Below are 16,783 nucleotides of genomic sequence, written 5' to 3'. Positions count from 1 at the left end.
TGAAAGACTATAGAGACGCTTGAACCCGCTGAATTTCAGCGCCCACCCGTCCAAGATGCCCGGTTTTTAACCAAAGCCTGGCACCCTGCTCACCAATCTTGGCGGACATACCCTGCCCAACCGGCAGACGAAGCCAGCTGTGTTTCAGCAAGTGATCTCCTGCTTCGACCAAGGAGCCTTCCAGAACCAACAATTCGATACCAGAATCAGGCAAGACTTGAAGATGACAATGGGGTTCGCAAAACAGAACCTGTACCTTTTCAACATCATCTGAGAATAAACTTTGGCTAACGATGTTGGGGCCGTAATCAGAAATGGATGCGAATTGTGAGTGGATCAGTCTGTTAACTGAGGTTCGATCCGCGGGTTCAAATTGCCACAACTTTACGAAGATAATACAGCCATCTTCAGCACTTGGCGTATGCTGTGTTGATGGAGGGTTGCGGATATAGCTTCCCGCGGGGTAATCGCCGTGCTCATCCTGAAAGGTGCCGCTTAAAACTATAAACTCCTCCCCCCCGTGATGGATATGTGGTGAAAAGTGACTACCCGGTTCGTAGCGCACAATAGTAGTTGCTCTGGCCACTTCTCCACCCACCCGATCAAGAGGCCGACGAGCGACTCCCGCCATCGGCGATGCCTGCCAATCCATTTGCTCACTATGCACTACGACCCGTTGAGCAAAATCCGCGTTTATTGCCATAATCCTCTCCTTTACCCTCTCCTTCTGCACTTCAATCAGACATTGCACGTTATGCCAGGTTCAAACTTGGTCGTTTCGCTATACGCTCTCGCCATGACAACAGGTGTCTATGCTTTACAGGGATTTCGATATCGCTGTACTCTGCAAAGGCCAATCCCGCATAAAGAGTAATATCTGCACAACTGAAGGTCTCTCCCGCAACATACTCATGTTGACCTAAGAGACGGTCAAAATACGACATACCATTAAGTGCCGTATGTTTTTGCTTTTCTCCCCACTGCTTATGCTGATCAACTTCCAACGCTGGCCCCAAACCCGCAGTCGCGTGATGAAAGTAGTCTCCTACCGCATCCAGCACCATAAACTCTGCTCGACGTTGCAGCATATGAATTATAGCTCGCTGCCTGGCCTCCTCCCCCAATAAAGACGGCCCATCAAATTGATGATCAATATATTCAATGATCGCCGAACACTCGGCGATACAGGTACCATCATCCAATTCCAGTACAGGCACCGCACCTGCAGGGTTCTTGGCCAGGAAAGCCGCACTACGATGCTCACCGCCCAATACATCAACAGCAATAAAACTTACCGACTCCAATGCCCCCTTTTCCGCTAAAGCAACGCGTACGCGGAGTGGATTGGGAAAGCCTTCAACATCATAAATTTTCATAGTACCAATTCCTGTCTAGGTGTATTCTCTGAATCCAGCTTAAACGAGGCACGCGCCTCGCCACAGTAGGCACAAACTGGTTAGGTAGGTACTTTTTGGTACATCTTTATGAAAAATAACGAGTTTTTATTTTCACGAAAATCAGCACCTCAGCGCAGTGCACGTATGGTCGAAACCATTTATGGCTGTAAATGGTCCCTTACGGTGTATCAACTATTAGCCAACAACATCAATCGCCCAGGTGAAATGGTGCGCAGCGTTGAAGGCCTAAGTACAAAAGTGTTGAACCAATGCCTGAAGAAAAATGTTGACTTTGGCATACTGGAAAAGCGTGAATATAACGAACTACCGCCTCGCGTTGAGTATCATGTCACCGATTTCGGCCAGAAATTTATTCGAATCCTCGATGAACTCGAAGCCTTGCAAGGCGAAGTTTCTGAGCATTTCACCTAAGCTATAAAACCGACAATAAGATGTGCTAGGGTTAGCCTAATCCATTATTCCCTCCGATCGGCAAAAGGAGTTCCGCGTGATCACACTGCACCACCTCGAGTACTCTCAGTCTTTTCGTGTGCTTTGGCTGTTAGAAGAGCTGGGCGTTAAATACGAGCTCAAGAAGTACAATCGTGACCCGGTGACCCATCAGGCACCCGATGAATATAAGGCTGTATCACCACTGGGAACCGCCCCCGTCATTACCGATGGTGATATTTGCCTCGCTGAAACCGGCGCGATTATTGACTATATCCTCGACAGGCACCCTAACGATCAGCTCAACCCCAAAGCCGATTCATCGGATAGAACCCAACACCTGTTTTGGCTCCATGCCTCCCAGGGCTCGATGATGCCGCTGATGTTAATGGACAGTATTTTTCGCATTATTCAGGAACGCGTGCCGGCCCTGCTAAATCTGATTATTCGACCGGTGTTAAATAGAACCGGCGATGGCTTTATTAAACCGCGTATGGAGAAACTGCTAATTCAGGCAGAACAATCCCTGGCCAAGCAGGATTGGTTTGGCGGCAGCCATCTGACCACAGCAGATATCTTATTAAGCTACCCTATAGAATCCGCCAATGCGCGGGGTTATATCACCGATGCACATCCCAACACCAAAGCCTGGCTAGCGCGTATTTACAGCCGCCCGGCATTTAAATCGGCCAAGGCACTTGATGATCGTGACACTATGGTGCTGCCGCTAGGTTAATCGCAGTCACTATGAAAACGTTTAACGACCTGCAGATTCTGAACTCCTGGCAAAAGAATGTCGCTCCTTGGGTACAAGCGATTCGAGACCAGGAAATCACCAGTCGCACTACCGTTACCAATCAGGCTATTGTGGATGCCGTTGTCAGACTACCCACACAAACCCTGCTGGATGTCGGCTGCGGTGAAGGTTGGTTAATGACAGCCCTATCCGAATATAACATTACGTGCTTGGGAATTGACGCTGTAGCAGACTTTGCTGAATTTGTAGAACAACAAGGCCATCGCTTCCAGCTCCTTGCCTATGAAGATTTTTGTGCCGAAGCTTTTCCGAAAGCGTTTGATGTCATCGCCTGTAACTTCTCGCTCTTGGGCAAAGAATCAGTAGAGAGAGTTATTCAGCATTCCATTGATTGCCTAAATCCCGGTGGTCGTTTGTTAATACAAACCCTTCACCCACAAGCGACCTGTGACGGTAACTACCAGGACGGCTGGCGCCCAGGCTCCTGGGATGGTTTTAACCAACAGTTTAGCGACCCTGCGCCCTGGTATTTTCGTACCCGTGAATCCTGGCTGGATCTCCTCAGTCAAACGGGATATACCAATATCAATGTTACGGAACCTTGTTATCCCGAAACCGGCTTACCGGCATCTATACTCTTTGAAGCCTCTGTAGAGGGACAATAAACGATGTATGAGATTGGGTCTCTAATAGGTCTATCAATTATTGTCTTGCTGTATAGGCTTACTCGTAGATCAGACCAAAACTACTATAGAAGAAAACAGGAAATTCTGGAGCACAAGAAAAAGTCCCTTCTCGCCAAGAAGAAGGCTGAATCCGATACATCTCTAGAAGATAAAGAATAATTTATCCAGGTATTAACTATGCATAAAGAAGTCCTCAACTTTTGGTTTGAAGAAATAGACCCCAAACAATGGTGGCAGGTTGATGCGGAGTTCGATAAAACTATCGAAAAGCGCTTTGGCCAATTACTTCAACGGGCCAGCCTGGCAGAACTTTTTATCTGGCGTGAGACAGATCTAGGCCGATTGGCCGAAATTATCGTACTCGACCAGTTCTCCCGCAATGTTTTCCGCAATAGCCCCCAAGCATTTAGTCAGGACCCGATGGCACTGGTGCTAGCACAGGAAGCGGTCGCCCAAGGTGCCCTCGAGCGCCTGGATGACAATGAACGTTGCTTTTTGCTGATGCCCTATATGCACAGTGAATCGGCAGCTGTTCACCTGGAGGCGGAAAAGCTGTTTAAACAATACACACCTGAAAACAATTACGACTTTGAACTTCGCCATAAGGAGATCATTGATCGTTTCGGTCGTTACCCGCATCGCAACAGCATTGTGGGCCGTGAATCTACTCAGGAAGAAATCGAGTTTTTGAAGCAGCCCGGTTCCAGCTTCTAACCGAGACATTTAACCACGCTTGCCCTATGATGGCCGCTTGACAGCCACACTTAACATGGCAAAAAGGAATTCCATGGAAACCATTCCACACACTATCGACGTTCTGGAAAAGCTCCGCACCAATGCCCATCTGGGCAAACACAGCCACTTCTTTGCATCACAAAAAGGCCGCCACCTGCATATTTTGTGTGGTATCCCGATTATTGTGATCAACCTGGTCCTGGGGTCAGTGTTTTTTACCCTGCTGGGGGCAGAACTGCCGGACTGGAGTAAATGGATTGGTGCTATCCTGGCCTTGGCAGCCGCCCTGCTGGGTGGCATTCAGACTTTTTTCAACTTCCAGAAAACCTATGAAGGCCATCGGGAAATCGGCAACGAATACCTGGAAGTGGCCCGTGAGTGCGAACGACTCATTGCCCTGTATTTTGATGGCTTTCTCGATCTGGAGCACCTATCCGGAAAAATCGAGTCTCTAAACGCCGAGTATGCCGCCATCAATCAACGGGCGGAGGAATATATTATTCCCCCTAAAGCTTATAAGCAGGCGTTACAAGCTCAAGCACTGAAGAATGAGAATGAACCGTCGCTCGTTCAAAAACTCCAGAGCGAAGGCCCCGTCAGCGCCTGATACGACTAGGTTGCAATAAGGTGGGCCACCAAAAACGGTAATAACGCAAACGCCATAAGGGTTGAAACGATGACTGTGCCCGCTACCTCTTCCGCGTTACGCTTGTACTTGTGGGCAAACAGATAATTGAACACCGCTACCGGCATGGAAGCCTGTAGCAGAATCACACCTCGGGTAACGCCTGTCAGATCCAACAAATCACAGATCAACCAACCTACCGCCAAACCACCAAACACTCGCATAGCAGCGAATAACGAACTTCGCCGTAAGCTTTCAAATTGTAGACTTGCCAGTGACACTCCCAGGGTAATCAGCATCAGCGGAATCGTTATCCCACCAATAAGCCCTACGGTATTTGATAACCATTTAGGTGATTCCAGGTCCGCAAACAACATCACCATACCCACTAACATGGCATAGAGAACCGGCTGGCGTACTAACTCTTTGAGCTGATCAGACCAATGGCCCTGGCCGCCACTGACAAGATAGATTCCCAGAGTAAAGTGCAAAAACAGTGTGGTGATAAAGTAGCAGACCGCCAATGCCAGACCCGCATCACCAAAGGCAAAAAAAGTAATTGATAAGCCCATATTGCCGGTATTGGCAAAGATAAGCGGCGGTAAGTAGGTGGCGCCATCAAGCTTAAGTAATCGAACCATTGCAAGCCCCATCAGCAGCATGGCAATAACCACGATGACGGCCGCTTCCGCCACAAAACCCAGCTGGCTAAAATCAGCATCGACTTTAAGCAATGATGAGAGGATCAAACAGGGTGCTCCCACATTCATCACAATGCGAGAGATAAAATCTGCGGGATAGTCGGTACCGGTTTTGGACCAGCAAAAACCAATACCGGCACAGATCAGCACAGGGCTGATAATGGCAAAGATTTCAGTTAGCATTCAATAGCTCTTACGTTCAAGATTACCACAGGCAAGAGTACCTCAGGGTCAACGAATGCTATTTTACTCTCAATACTCTAACAACACCTAGGCCCAATTGTATTTACGTTCACCAGCCCGGAAACGTAAGCCCGCCAAAGCCAAAAAGACAATGCTTTGTAATACCAGCAAACCATTAGCTGCCAAGACCTGCTGCAGCTCACCAGCATTGAGCAATACCGGTGTTTGCACAGAAACCATCCAATAGCTCGGTGTTACCACTGACAGCACCTGAATCCACTCAGGCATTTGCGCTAGCGGGATAAAGGCACCGCAAGTTGCTGCGAGAAGTAACGCCGATATATGAATGATGGCATTCATTTGCTGCAGCGAGTGGCAACAAGCAGCAGCCAGTAACCCCAGCGCGGTGGTATTTAAGGCAAAACTAAAAGCCGTTATCGCATAGCTACCCAGTGCACTGGGCAAAGTAATATCGTAAACGGATACTGCCAGCACCAATAACACCAGCTGTTGGCCAAATACCAAAAGCAACGGCACCACCATTTTAGCTAACAGAATACTGGTAATAGGCGCTGGACTAGCCAGTAGTCGTTGCCAGCTCTGCCACTGGTGCTCGCGAAAAATGGCAAACCCCAAAAAGGCTGCGCCCAAACTGCCAAACATTACTGCCATACCCGGCAGTGCCAATTCAACACCACTGGCACTGGCATGTCCCTGCTCACGCAATACTGCCCCCAATGCCGGGGTAAACAGCAGCAGCGCCAGGGCTGGCATTACAAACAGAACAGTAAACGGCGCAGGATCACGGCGTAGAATACGCAATTCCTGAGTCACTATAGAATTAAAGGTTGAAATAAACATAGATATATCTTTAATGGCCACGCTGGGTAATCGACAGGAAAGCCTGCTCCAGATTAGCTGTCTGGCGCTCCAAATTAACGATGCTGTCTGACAAACCGCCCAACAACTCCATTAAGCGAGGAAGCGGTAACACTGCCAGACTTCTATCCAATCGCAATCGATTAGGAGTTGGACAGAAACTTTCTGCATCCGTCGCTCCTTGCTGCGGATAAAGCTGACGTGCAGCCTGTGAAGCAACCTCGGCACCAAATTCTATAATGACCGATGTATCGCCATGGCGCTGCAACAGTTCCTGTTGAGTCCCCTGCTCCAGCAATCGGCCTTTGTGCATCACAGTAATATCAGCACCGAGGACTTCAATTTCCGGAAAGTAGTGACTGGTATAGATGACCGCTGTACCGTCATTGGCCAGGGCTTTTACCGCATCAAGGATCTCATTGCGCGCCTGCGGGTCGGCACCCACAGTGGGTTCGTCCAGTAATAACAGTGAAGGCTTATGCATCAACGCTGCACCTGTATGCAGACGGCGTTTTTCGCCCCCCGACAATTGATTCCCTCGTCTATCCAGTAAATCGCCTAGTCCCAATAACGCAGCCACTTCTTGCATACGCATCTGTTGCTCGCGACGAGGCACACCGTACAACTGGGCAAAAAAGCGCAGGTTATCGGCAACGGTCAACTCGGGATAGATACCGGTTTCCTGGCCCGCTATACCAATACGGCGCTGGTTGGCACTGCTAAGCTTTTTGCCGATACGCTGTTCACCATTTATCCAGACTTCACCACTATCGGTCTGCAGCAATCCAGCTACAATGGACACTAAGGTACTTTTACCCGCACCATTGCGCGCTAACAGTGCCATTATCTGCCCGGCCTCAACATTAAAGCTGACACCGTCCAAGGCGCGGGTATTAGGATAATCTTTTTCGATTTCAACAAGCTTTAGCATAGGGCCTTCCGATATATTCCGAGATATTAAGCTGCTTTCACCGGCCCATGGGCTTGTTCGAAATCCTCGCGACGCAAGCAATGCAAAGCACCGATTTTATCCGGCAAGGTTACGTTATTCATAAAACGGAAACCGACAAACTTCATCACACCCTGAATTTGCGTGTTATTGACATCAGGCTCGCCAATAATGCGTTGGGTTTCCGGGTGGTAGTTAAACACCAAGCGCATCATTAAGGCACTTAAGCGGATAATGTAACGACGCTGGTACTTTTCCTCACCAATCAATACGTGCAAACCCAAGTCCCCTTCCTGTACATCGTAGGTTGCACCGACAGGATCTGAATGCGGGTGATACATTTCAAAGTAAGCCATGGGCTCGTCTTCAACAAAGGTGATATAGCAATCGAAACCTTCCTTCGCTTGCGCTTTTTCTAGATAGTCAGCAATACGCTCCTTTGACCAGGCCATATGCCAAAACTCTTCCACATGGGGGCGATTCATCCAGGTGTGGATGATGTCGACATCCAGATTGATATCAACTTTACGTGCCCAAATGGTTTTCTTCATAAGCGGGAAGTATTCCTGGTATATAGCCCCAGGAAACTCTCTCGGCTGGTGTTCTGCAGTATTCATGGTAGTCATCCTGTTAAGCGTTATTTGGCGAGCAGAGCCAGAGGGTTTTCCAGCATGCTGCTCACAGCTGCGCTGGGTCGCTCAGCGTCGTCCTGGTATCCCTTATCCAAGAGGCGTACACGGTTAAGGCAGAGCTTCGGGAATACTGGTCGCAACAAATCAAAGGCAGCAAAACGGTCTTCCAGCTCAGGGAAACGTTTCTGGTAGTTTTGTACGCTCTCCAGTACCTGCTGCCAGAAATCCACTTCCCGATAATCCATATGGTCTTCCAGTACTTCCGTTAAATAACGGAAAACACAGACAAACAAGCCGGATTGAATCCACTGAATCAAAATCGGGCCTTCCAGTGACTCCAGAATATCCTCTAGCTCCTCCGGTAAACTGTCCTGTTCAGGAATGGGATCAACGCAGATATTGGCATCATCAACGAAATCTTTTACTGCCAAGCGTGAAGGTTTAAAGCCTTTCATTACCAGCATGGCGTTTTGACCGTGCGGTGAGAATACAAAACCGTACTTATAAAGCACGTGCAATAGCGGCTCCATAACGACTTTAAGGAATTGTTGTAACCACTCGGCGGTAGTCATACCAGAAGCCGCGATTATAGACTTCAAGAAAGGTTCGCCATTGGCGTCATAGTGCATCAAAGCAGCCAGAGGCACACAATGCTCACCTTCATCCATCTTACTGTGTACGCTTTCACGCCAGACCACCGCCAGTTTTTCACGGAACTGGTAAGGTACGCCTTGCATCTTGGAATAGATTGGGTGATCAACGTTAATGGTTGCCACCTCACCCAATAAGATCAGGCGTGTTTCATCGCGCAGGAAAGGATCATTAGCCACCTCGTCCAGCAACCACTGACTCAGTGCTGGCGCAATACGTACCCGCTCTGGCGGTAAGCCACGATAAACTGAGGTATTCAAAATACTGATCGGCAGTTTAACGTAACGTTTACGCGGATTATCGCGATTGCTAAAGGTACGAATGGATTGCTGAGCCTGGTAATTATCACTGCCAGCATCCAGCGGTACGATACGTCGCGCAACAATTTCGCGGCAGAATAAGGAAACAATTTCATTGTTCCACTGCCAAGGGTGAACAGGCATATACAGATAATCTTCAACGGCCAAGCCCAAATCCCGCAACAAGCCAGCAAAGTGATTGCGATCCTGCTCACTCAGTTCTTCATTGATTAAGCGCTCATAATCCAGATCAGACAGGCCATTGTATTGGGCAACCTCTTTATTTACACCGATCCACAGCAAAGGCGCTTCCTGAGCCATCTCCGGGGCAAACTGCAGGTAATCGCTGTAACTGAAACCTAACCGCCCCTTATTGGCAATAATCCAGGGATGGGCAATTAACTGGCTTTCAATCTGAATCTCATCGCTCTTCAACAGTTCTGCATTGGTTAGTCGTGGTGCTGCCATCTGATGACAATCACCCAACAAGGTATTGGAGAACTCACGAATTGCATAGGCTGCGGTATCAGCTTTTACACCTAGAGCGGCATTAAGGCTACCCAGCAAACAGTAAGCATCCTCCAGGGCGACTTCCTCACCATCTTGCAACTGCACCAGGCTGTCGGGAATAACACGCATAAAGCCGAAGAAGGCCCGCGGTTTTACCTGAAAGCGGTAACTGTTGCCATCGCCAAAATCCAACTGATAGGTATGTGTGTCAGCATCAACAAGCTGCGGCTGCAACAGCTCTTCATAAATACATTCGCTTAAAACTTTGGCACAAAGATCGCGGTTAATACGCTGCCAGCTTTCAGGGTTGTAGGCTGCCAGAGGGTTTAAGTTTTCAAAAGCGGTAGCTTTAGCTAGGGTTGTCATACGGGTTCCAATCAATATTTATACGGTTTTATGCTGATAGTAATTCTGGGGCTTTTGATTCATCCCTGGATGAAGAGCCCTGCCACTTTTCAGCAACACCAAAGTTCTGGAATACATTCTTATTACGGATAACGTAGTGATCGCGGCCAATTAACTGATTCGCAATGGCCGCACTGCGGTAAGCTCCGAGGCCCAAATCAGGCGCGCCAATACCATGGCTGTGGAGTTCACCATTCTGAACATAGAGATTACCGGCCAAAGGAACCTTGCTTGCCACGGTGTAATCACGATTGATGACCAGTCGCTGCTGACTATCTTTCTCGAAATAATCAAGCATAGAACTTAGGCAATCTGGAATCGGATGACGATGACCGGTGGCCAAGACAAGCTTATCGGTTGTGACTTCAAAAGCCTGTTGCTGATCACGATGCTCAAACGCCAGGCGCAAACCATCACCCTCAGCCATTGCATTTAACAGCTCGCTACGGGCCTGCAATGTAATGGGTACAGGTTTATTGCCAATACTTCTACGATAAATACGGTTATAGATCTCACCAATGGTGAAATCAGAAATTCCCTTATACCAGAGATCCTGGCCTTTACGGATACTATCCCGTGTGGCTTCCGGCAACTGATGGAAGTAGTCAATATAATCCGGAGAGAAGTGTTCCAATCCCAGCTTGGAATACTCCATTGGCAGGAAGCCATCACCTCGCGTTAACCAGTTAATCTCATAACCGTGTTGAGGCTGTTCATCCAGCAGATCCAGCACAATTTCAGCTGCACTCTGTCCTGCGCCAATAACAGTAATAGAGTTAGATGCTTGTAGCTCTGCTCTGCGCTGCAGGTAAGCAGCCGAGTGGATACAATTCGCGTTACCCTTCAAGTGCTGAATACCTTCAGGGATTGCAGGCACACTACCGGTACCCAATACCACATGACGGGCTTGGTAAATCGTTTCCAACTGGGAAGTGTTATCCCGAACCACCACCTGGTAACCTTCACCATTGGCTTTGATCGCCGTAACCGTATGGCTAAACCGCAAACTGTGCATTTGCTCTGCAGACCACTGGCAATAACGGTTGTAATCACTGCGAGGAATCAGAAATTCCTCATAAAAATAAAAGTTATACAGACGTCCGGTACGGTGCAAATAGTTTAAGTAGGTAAACTCACTGGTAGGATCGGCCATAGTCGTCAGATCGGCCATCATAGGCACCTGTAAAGTACAGTCTTCCATCATCAGACCAGGGTGCCAATCAAATTGATCGCGACTTTCAAAAAACATGGCTTCAATATCCGTTAACGGATGTAATAGCGCTGCCAGACTTAAATTAAAAGGCCCTAAACCTACACCAATAACATCGAGTGTTTTGGCATTTTCACTGGTCATTACAACTGCTCCTTGATGTAATCATCTTCAACACCCGCTACAGGGGTATAGGTTAATATAGGTAACGATAAGGTTTCAAAATCTTCACGACGGCACACCATCAAGCGGGCACACTTTTCGCCTAACTGGATTAAACCTCGGTCCTGATGCGCCAACCGAGAGACAAAGCGGATCATGCGCTGATTGGCATAATCCGGTTCACAAAAGATTTCATCGGCAATCGTGTGCTCCAACAGGTAGCTAACAATGGCATGGCCCACCGCAGCCGTTAGTCCGCATCCGACAAATTCGGGCGGCCCGACCAATAAATGCCAACCCCAATCCTCTGCACTGTGATCGCAACGCTTACTCAAAGGATCATCAATAACCGGGTAAAGCTCGGTGTAAGCCACCGGCACCTGATTGACACTGACAATCATCACGTTATGGTAAGAGTTAATTTGCTGCTCTAAATAGCCAGCAATCTTCTCCTCCGGCCAGGCCTGCTGCCAAAACTCAGCCACATGGGGATAGTTCATCCACTGGTGTACTAAACCAAGATCATTCAAACTTGCTGGTTTCAGGCATATCTCTAACGATTTAACGTTTTCTCTTGCGCCAGAAACTACATAGTCATACTGGCGAGAATAGGCTTGCGCTACCGATGGCAAAGGTGCATTGGCTTGCGTAGCCGTCATACGGCCTCTGCCTGTTTTTTTGCTTTAGATGAATAAATATTGGGTAAGGTCACATAAACCGACTGGGTAGCAATATCCCCCACCAACTCATCCATGTTGTACAGCTGTGTTAACAGATTGCCCTTACAAGGCAGGCGCTCACTGTTTTCAAGCACCTCCAGCAAGCTGAAAGGATAACGTTGAGGCTGATCTGCCAAAGCGCTCATACGCTCACGCAAACGCGCCATCAACTGCTCTTCATCACTCAGTCGCTGGGTCCCCAGGGCGTTAATGACAGAGAACACCTGATTGATAAACGGGTAATAAATTAATCGCTCGCGAGCCAAATCTTCGGGGAAAATGGATTCCGTCACTTCGCCTTTGCCCGGCATAATCTCACACCAGTCTGCGTGAGAAGCCTGGCGATGGAAGAAACCCTGACCGTCACGACAGAAACAACGCGAAGGATAACCGTCTTCCAACTCAATCAGGGTGTTTTGTCCGTGCGGTTCAAAACACAAGCCCCAATCAATAAACAGCTTCATCAGCGACTCAATCGAGACAGTGACATAGCGGTCAAACCAATCCATGGTTACGGCTTCTACAGAGCGGCCTTCCTGTTCGGCAAGCCTATGGATAATATTCGCCAGACGGCTTGGGCCACCCAGGGGATTATCCTGCACCAAGGTGGTTACTGCACTGATATCCCGTGCTGGATCCGTAAAGTGACTGGCATCACGGAAAATACAGGAGAAACCATCCAGCACCTTGCCATCAACTTTTATACTGATATATGCAGGCTCATTAACAATGACAAAATCCGGTGCACTGGTTTTAATATCCTCGGCGACTGGTAGTTGCATCATACGCGCGGTTTCCAGCACTCGATCTAACTCCCAGGATTTGTTTACCCGCTCAGAGTTAGTGATTCGTACATTCAGCGAAAGCTTATACATAAACGGACAGGATTCACTGAATACCGTGCGAATAGAAGTCGTCGCGGCAAAGTCAGTGCCCAATGGCCCCAAGTAGGCGATCTGGCCATGGGCTTCCAGCGTTTGCACTTCATCCTGATTGCGTAGATAACTGGCTTGCCAAGGATGCACAGGTATCAAAGCTTGTTTATCGCTGGTTAACGCATCTTTGGCCAGAGCTTGTTGCTGTGTATTCTTGTTCACTTCCAACTCTTTGCCCAACTGCTGCTTGATCAGTTCCATCGCTGATGTTTCCAGCGCAGAATCCTGATGCACCAGATCGGCATCCACAGCAAAATAGTGCAACTGGAATCGCTGCGCGGTTTCTGGTGAATAGCGCAGTAAATCTGAGGATGAAAACCCTTCCCGGCTTTTGGCGACCGGGTGCAACTGGTGACCAATAACCAGACTTTGCTCACTGTCGATAAAAGACAGGGGGCGACCATCATTTATGTCTGCTAATTCCACTTCTCGCAGGCGAACAAAATCTTCAGTATTTTTCTGACTGATCATACAACGCAACATCAAGGTATTGAGTTCACCACTACCACGATGATTATGTAGGCCTTCCTCTCGCATAGTCAGGGAGACAAAGTGACACAATTCCAACTCTTGCCACTTATCAGACGTCGAGCGTGGGCGACACAAGACCGGGAACAGAAATTGATGTCGTAGCGTTAACGACCAGTAGCTCACAGCCAACAGGATTTCCGTGCCCTGTTGAGGCAGGTCGATCAACAGTAACCCTTCGTATTTATCCCACCCCTCAGGCAACCCCTGATAGTCAGTGTTGCTAACAAATTTCCAGCTATGTTCTACTTCACGCAAATAAGCGTTAATAACGATTTGATAACTTAGATTAGAGGTGAGTTGTTGACTGTAACTAATCGCCATGGGTTAACTCGCAGATAATTCTTCGGCAGCGTTAATAATGATGTCCAACAAGGCATCAATATCCGCTATCTGAGTACAAGGGTTGAGTAATGTTAGTTTCAAACAAACATCACCATCGATTCGGGTTTCGGCAATAACTGCCTGTCCGGTTTGCAAAAGATGCCGACGCAGCTGCTGGTGAAAGGCATCGCTGTGCCAAGCCTCTGGGGCCAAGCGAAATAAGACGGTGCTAATAGAGGGTTGGCTCAGCAAGATAAATTCTTTGCGCTCAACTATCAGGTCGGCCACTGCCTGGGTCAGATCTATCAGGCCATCTACCATTGCCGTAAAGTTTTTCAACCCCAGATTGCGGAAAGACAACCACAGTTTCAGCGCATCAAATCGGCGGGTTGTCGACATGGATTTGTCGACCAGATTCGGCTCGCTGTCCCCTTCCCGGCTGAGATAGTCAGCATGGAAACACAACGGCGCCAGGTTTTGACGATCCTTCACCAATAAGGCGCTACAACTCACCGGTTGGAAAAACATTTTATGGAAATCTACAGTGACTGAATCAGCCTGCTCTATACCTTTTAGCCGATGGCGATGACTGGAAAACAGTAACGCCCCACCATAGGCCGCATCGACATGCAGCCAACAGCCCTGCTCCTGCGCAATAGTCGCCATTGCATCAATAGGATCTATCGCACCCTGGTCGGTTGTACCCGCCGTCGCCACGATAGCTAAAACCTGTTGTTGGCTTTCCTTTAGCGTTTGCAGCTCATGCTGCAGCGCCGCCATATCCATGGCGCCTTCAGCATCGGTATCCACGGCAATAACCGCCTGCGCACCAAGCCCCAACAAGGCACAGGACTTGGCTATACTAAAATGTGCAGTGCGTGAACACAGGACTTTAAAATTGGCAAAGCGATGATTGATAACGCCCTGCTGCTGCACCCAACGACTATCATTTTGCAATGCATTCATTGCCTTATCACGGGCTAACAACAGCCCCATTAAATTGGACTGGGTACCACCACTGGTAAAGCTACCATCGGCTGCAGTCGAATAACCCAACTGATCGCACAACCAATCCACCATATGCTGTTCAATATGGGTTGCCGCTGGCGCCTGATCCCAGGAATCCATTGATTGGTTCAGTGTCGTCAGGACAATTTCAGCAGCCAGCGCCGGAATCAATGGCGGGCAATGCAAATGCGCGGCACAATGCGGGTGATCGACACGCACAGCGCCTTTTACCAATAACGGTAAAGCCTGCTGCAGCAGTGCTTCAAGATGAATACCGGCTAATCCGATTTCCCCCTGCAGAGCGACCTGCTCACCCATTTGTCTGGCATTTTCAGTGGGTGCAGGTTTATCCTCTGCAGCCAGAACACTGGCCAATTGATTTACCGTGGATTTCAGCTTCTGCTGAAAAACCTCAGTACCTTCAGGGCCTGACTGTAAAAAGAATTCCTGCCAGGTTTGGGTATCGATATACTCGGCCGCATCTGTTTCAAATACAGCTTCGGAAGACAAACTACTCATTACGCCTATGTGTTCCCTACCCATTAACGACCGAGTTTTCGTTATCAGAGTGCTGTGCCGCTACGGTGAGCGCCTCATCCAATATCCGAATAATAAAGTCGGCTTCTTCACGGTTTAGAATAAGCGGTGGTAATAAACGTACAACGGCACCATGACGCCCGCCCAATTCGCAAATTAAACCGCGGCGCAGAGCTTCGTGCTGTACACGTCGAGCATATAAACTATCGGCCAGCGGATTACCCAAACTATCAAGCGAGCCCTCACCGCAAACCAGCTCCAGCCCCAACATCAACCCTTTGGAACGAACCTGGCCAATACGTGCATGTTTTTGCTGTAGTGTCAGCAATTCATCACGCAACTGCCCACCCAACTCACTGGCATGCTTATACAACTTATCGCGTTTAATCACCTGCATGGTTTTGGCACCACTGACCATGGCAAGCTGATTACCACGGAAAGTACCGGCGTGCCCACCCGGCGACCAGGCGTCAAACTTTTTATTAAACGCAATCACTGACAACGGCAAACCGCCACCTAATGCTTTTGACATCAGTACAACATCAGGTTGAATATCGGCATGCTCAAACGCAAACAAGCGGCCACTGCGGCCAAAACCAGTTTGAATCTCATCCATAATCAACAGGATTTCCAGCTCATCGCAGAGTTTACGCAAACCCTGCAACCATTCTGCAGGCGCAGGAATAACTCCACCCTCACCCTGTATAGGCTCAACAATAATGGCTGCTGGACGTTTGATACCGCCTTCCGGATCTACCAACTGGCTGCGCAAATAATGCAACGCCTGACGTGCGTTATCCGAATTACGATCACCAAACTGACTGCGGAACGGATAGGGATACGGCATAAAGTGAACATCGGCCATTAATCCATTGATAGGATTTTTTGCGCCCAGATTACCGGTTAACGACAAGGCCCCATGGGTCATACCGTGATAACCGCCCTGAAAACTGATCACTGAACTGCGACCGGTAACGGTTTTTGCCAACTTAATTGCAGCTTCAACTGCATCTGCGCCTGACGGACCACAAAACTGAATTTTGGCCTCACAGCTAAACGCTTCAGGCAGAGTTGCTAACAACTCCCCCATAAACGCATCTTTAGCAGGCGAAGTAATATCCAGCGTTTGAAATGGCGACAAACCTTCCAACGCCTCGATAATGGCCGTGTTTACTTCCGGATGGTTGTGCCCTAACGGTAATGCGCCAGCACCCGCCAAACAATCAAGGTAAACCTGCCCCTGCTCATCTTTAACCCGACAACCCAGTGCGCTGTTAATGGCCAAAGGTAAACGTCGAGGATAAGAACGAACTTCAGATTCTCGTTCGCTTTGACGCTGCAAGGTTGGCGTTGAATGAAGATTTAAAATCTGCCCTGCTGCAGGCAGTGACCAATCTGTTGACTGGCTTGAAGATGTAACAATGGAATGGACTTTTCCCTGCGTCATACAGCTTCCCCCAGGCGGTTTACGCCTAACTTTTCCGACGAACAATAGTTGCAG

At 48.6% G+C, this 16,783-nt stretch carries 17 protein-coding genes; 5 read left to right on the top strand and 12 right to left on the bottom strand.

The window, feature by feature from the left end:
* Window positions 1–7: 7 nt before the first annotated feature.
* Both ACGHZ6_RS10645 and ACGHZ6_RS10640 read right to left on the bottom strand, forming a co-directional pair.
* On the bottom strand, window positions 8–703 hold the full coding sequence (locus ACGHZ6_RS10645; protein ID WP_390618836.1) for a cupin domain-containing protein: 696 nt from the start codon (window positions 701–703) through the stop codon (window positions 8–10).
* Window positions 704–752: 49 nt separating this feature from the next.
* A complete protein-coding gene (locus ACGHZ6_RS10640; RefSeq protein WP_390618835.1) occupies window positions 753–1,376 on the bottom strand; it encodes a glutathione S-transferase family protein in 624 nt (207 codons plus the stop codon).
* A 108-nt stretch (window positions 1,377–1,484) separates the two neighbouring features.
* Between ACGHZ6_RS10640 and ACGHZ6_RS10635 the strand changes: the two genes are divergently transcribed.
* From ACGHZ6_RS10635 to ACGHZ6_RS10615, 5 genes are all read left to right on the top strand, one after another.
* Entirely contained in the window at window positions 1,485–1,829 is a 345-nt protein-coding gene (locus ACGHZ6_RS10635; RefSeq protein ID WP_390618834.1) for a winged helix-turn-helix transcriptional regulator, read from the top strand.
* A gap of 76 nt (window positions 1,830–1,905) precedes the next feature.
* Window positions 1,906–2,583: a glutathione S-transferase family protein gene (locus ACGHZ6_RS10630; RefSeq protein WP_390618833.1), complete on the top strand. Its 678-nt coding sequence runs from the start codon at window positions 1,906–1,908 to the stop codon at window positions 2,581–2,583.
* Window positions 2,584–2,594: 11 nt separating this feature from the next.
* Window positions 2,595–3,269, top strand: coding sequence for a class I SAM-dependent methyltransferase (locus ACGHZ6_RS10625; RefSeq protein WP_390618832.1), 675 nt, complete (start codon window positions 2,595–2,597; stop codon window positions 3,267–3,269).
* A gap of 198 nt (window positions 3,270–3,467) precedes the next feature.
* Window positions 3,468–4,004 (top strand): DUF924 family protein, encoded by a 537-nt coding sequence (locus ACGHZ6_RS10620; RefSeq protein ID WP_390618831.1) that lies wholly within the window; start codon window positions 3,468–3,470, stop codon window positions 4,002–4,004.
* A gap of 73 nt (window positions 4,005–4,077) precedes the next feature.
* Complete coding sequence (locus ACGHZ6_RS10615; RefSeq protein ID WP_390618830.1) at window positions 4,078–4,632, top strand: SLATT domain-containing protein; 555 nt, start codon at window positions 4,078–4,080, stop codon at window positions 4,630–4,632.
* Window positions 4,633–4,637: 5 nt separating this feature from the next.
* On the opposite strand, the gene ACGHZ6_RS10610 is transcribed toward ACGHZ6_RS10615, so the two are convergent.
* From ACGHZ6_RS10610 to ACGHZ6_RS10565, 10 genes are all read right to left on the bottom strand, one after another.
* The gene (locus ACGHZ6_RS10610; protein WP_390618829.1) at window positions 4,638–5,534 is read right to left on the bottom strand and encodes an AEC family transporter; all 897 of its coding nucleotides are present in this window, start codon (window positions 5,532–5,534) and stop codon (window positions 4,638–4,640) included.
* 87 nt (window positions 5,535–5,621) lie between these two features.
* Window positions 5,622–6,395: an ABC transporter permease gene (locus ACGHZ6_RS10605; protein ID WP_390618828.1), complete on the bottom strand. Its 774-nt coding sequence runs from the start codon at window positions 6,393–6,395 to the stop codon at window positions 5,622–5,624.
* A 10-nt stretch (window positions 6,396–6,405) separates the two neighbouring features.
* A complete protein-coding gene (locus tag ACGHZ6_RS10600) occupies window positions 6,406–7,344 on the bottom strand; it encodes an ABC transporter ATP-binding protein (protein ID WP_390618827.1) in 939 nt (312 codons plus the stop codon).
* 26 nt (window positions 7,345–7,370) lie between these two features.
* Entirely contained in the window at window positions 7,371–7,979 is a 609-nt protein-coding gene (locus tag ACGHZ6_RS10595; RefSeq protein WP_390618826.1) for a GNAT family N-acetyltransferase, read from the bottom strand.
* A gap of 20 nt (window positions 7,980–7,999) precedes the next feature.
* Window positions 8,000–9,820, bottom strand: a complete 1,821-nt coding sequence (locus tag ACGHZ6_RS10590; protein ID WP_390618825.1) for an IucA/IucC family protein — start codon at window positions 9,818–9,820, stop codon at window positions 8,000–8,002.
* Window positions 9,821–9,848: 28 nt separating this feature from the next.
* Entirely contained in the window at window positions 9,849–11,213 is a 1,365-nt protein-coding gene (locus tag ACGHZ6_RS10585) for a lysine N(6)-hydroxylase/L-ornithine N(5)-oxygenase family protein (RefSeq protein WP_390618824.1), read from the bottom strand.
* The gene (locus tag ACGHZ6_RS10580) at window positions 11,213–11,890 is read right to left on the bottom strand and encodes a GNAT family N-acetyltransferase (RefSeq protein ID WP_390618823.1); all 678 of its coding nucleotides are present in this window, start codon (window positions 11,888–11,890) and stop codon (window positions 11,213–11,215) included. Before ACGHZ6_RS10580 ends, ACGHZ6_RS10585 begins: the two co-directional genes overlap by 1 nt.
* Window positions 11,887–13,737, bottom strand: coding sequence for an IucA/IucC family protein (locus ACGHZ6_RS10575; protein WP_390618822.1), 1,851 nt, complete (start codon window positions 13,735–13,737; stop codon window positions 11,887–11,889). Before ACGHZ6_RS10575 ends, ACGHZ6_RS10580 begins: the two co-directional genes overlap by 4 nt.
* Before the next feature lie 3 nt (window positions 13,738–13,740).
* Window positions 13,741–15,264 (bottom strand): pyridoxal phosphate-dependent decarboxylase family protein, encoded by a 1,524-nt coding sequence (locus tag ACGHZ6_RS10570; RefSeq protein ID WP_390618820.1) that lies wholly within the window; start codon window positions 15,262–15,264, stop codon window positions 13,741–13,743.
* A gap of 16 nt (window positions 15,265–15,280) precedes the next feature.
* On the bottom strand, window positions 15,281–16,729 hold the full coding sequence (locus ACGHZ6_RS10565; RefSeq protein ID WP_390618819.1) for a diaminobutyrate--2-oxoglutarate transaminase family protein: 1,449 nt from the start codon (window positions 16,727–16,729) through the stop codon (window positions 15,281–15,283).
* Between the last annotated feature and the right edge of the window lie 54 nt (window positions 16,730–16,783).

This window comes from Maricurvus nonylphenolicus (assembly GCF_042854845.1).
GTDB classification, from domain to species: Bacteria; Pseudomonadota; Gammaproteobacteria; order Pseudomonadales; family Cellvibrionaceae; genus Maricurvus; species Maricurvus nonylphenolicus.
This window is presented reverse-complemented; position numbering and strand designations above follow the sequence as displayed.

What these genes read in the sequence shown, in the direction of transcription:
- ACGHZ6_RS10645 (WP_390618836.1), bottom strand. Translation starts at nt 703, where the DNA reads ATGGCAATAAACGCGGATTTTGCTCAACGGGTCGTAGTGCATAGTGAG.
- ACGHZ6_RS10640 (WP_390618835.1), bottom strand. Translation starts at nt 1,376, where the DNA reads ATGAAAATTTATGATGTTGAAGGCTTTCCCAATCCACTCCGCGTACGC.
- ACGHZ6_RS10635 (WP_390618834.1), top strand. Translation starts at nt 1,485, where the DNA reads ATGAAAAATAACGAGTTTTTATTTTCACGAAAATCAGCACCTCAGCGC.
- ACGHZ6_RS10625 (WP_390618832.1), top strand. Translation starts at nt 2,595, where the DNA reads ATGAAAACGTTTAACGACCTGCAGATTCTGAACTCCTGGCAAAAGAAT.
- ACGHZ6_RS10620 (WP_390618831.1), top strand. Translation starts at nt 3,468, where the DNA reads ATGCATAAAGAAGTCCTCAACTTTTGGTTTGAAGAAATAGACCCCAAA.
- ACGHZ6_RS10615 (WP_390618830.1), top strand. Translation starts at nt 4,078, where the DNA reads ATGGAAACCATTCCACACACTATCGACGTTCTGGAAAAGCTCCGCACC.
- ACGHZ6_RS10610 (WP_390618829.1), bottom strand. Translation starts at nt 5,534, where the DNA reads ATGCTAACTGAAATCTTTGCCATTATCAGCCCTGTGCTGATCTGTGCC.
- ACGHZ6_RS10605 (WP_390618828.1), bottom strand. Translation starts at nt 6,395, where the DNA reads ATGTTTATTTCAACCTTTAATTCTATAGTGACTCAGGAATTGCGTATT.
- ACGHZ6_RS10600 (WP_390618827.1), bottom strand. Translation starts at nt 7,344, where the DNA reads ATGCTAAAGCTTGTTGAAATCGAAAAAGATTATCCTAATACCCGCGCC.
- ACGHZ6_RS10595 (WP_390618826.1), bottom strand. Translation starts at nt 7,979, where the DNA reads ATGAATACTGCAGAACACCAGCCGAGAGAGTTTCCTGGGGCTATATAC.
- ACGHZ6_RS10590 (WP_390618825.1), bottom strand. Translation starts at nt 9,820, where the DNA reads ATGACAACCCTAGCTAAAGCTACCGCTTTTGAAAACTTAAACCCTCTG.
- ACGHZ6_RS10585 (WP_390618824.1), bottom strand. Translation starts at nt 11,213, where the DNA reads ATGACCAGTGAAAATGCCAAAACACTCGATGTTATTGGTGTAGGTTTA.
- ACGHZ6_RS10580 (WP_390618823.1), bottom strand. Translation starts at nt 11,890, where the DNA reads ATGACGGCTACGCAAGCCAATGCACCTTTGCCATCGGTAGCGCAAGCC.
- ACGHZ6_RS10575 (WP_390618822.1), bottom strand. Translation starts at nt 13,737, where the DNA reads ATGGCGATTAGTTACAGTCAACAACTCACCTCTAATCTAAGTTATCAA.
- ACGHZ6_RS10570 (WP_390618820.1), bottom strand. Translation starts at nt 15,264, where the DNA reads ATGAGTAGTTTGTCTTCCGAAGCTGTATTTGAAACAGATGCGGCCGAG.
- ACGHZ6_RS10565 (WP_390618819.1), bottom strand. Translation starts at nt 16,729, where the DNA reads ATGACGCAGGGAAAAGTCCATTCCATTGTTACATCTTCAAGCCAGTCA.